General features: G+C 66.5%; 1 pseudogene. It reads left to right on the top strand.

Annotated features, from left to right (window positions below):
• Positions 1 to 316: pseudogene (locus PHA01_RS29180) on the top strand (Re/Si-specific NAD(P)(+) transhydrogenase subunit alpha); the annotation flags it as partial.

Here is a 316-nt window from a genome sequence, read left to right as displayed (position 1 = left end):
GCCGGAGACGGTCAAGAAGCTGATAGCCCTCGGGTTTGCGGTTGTCGTCGAGGCTGGCGCCGGGGTTGCCTCGCGCATACCGGACGGCGAGTTTGTCGCGGCGGGAGCGGCTATCGGCAAGGCCGGCGATGCAGCCAGGGCCGATGTGGTGCTGAAGGTGCGTCGGCCGTCTTCAGCCGAGCTCAAGGCCTACAAGAAGGGCGCGGTGGTCATCGCCATGCTCGACCCTTACGGCAATGATGCGGCGGTCAAGGCGCTGGCCGATGCCGGTGTGACGGCCTTTACCATGGAATTCATGCCGCGCATCACGCGGGCG

Source organism: Candidatus Phyllobacterium onerii (assembly GCF_028331445.1).
GTDB lineage: Bacteria > Pseudomonadota > Alphaproteobacteria > Rhizobiales > Rhizobiaceae > Phyllobacterium > Phyllobacterium onerii.
Note: the sequence above shows the minus strand (reverse complement) of the source record. Positions and strands in the feature narration are given on the sequence as shown.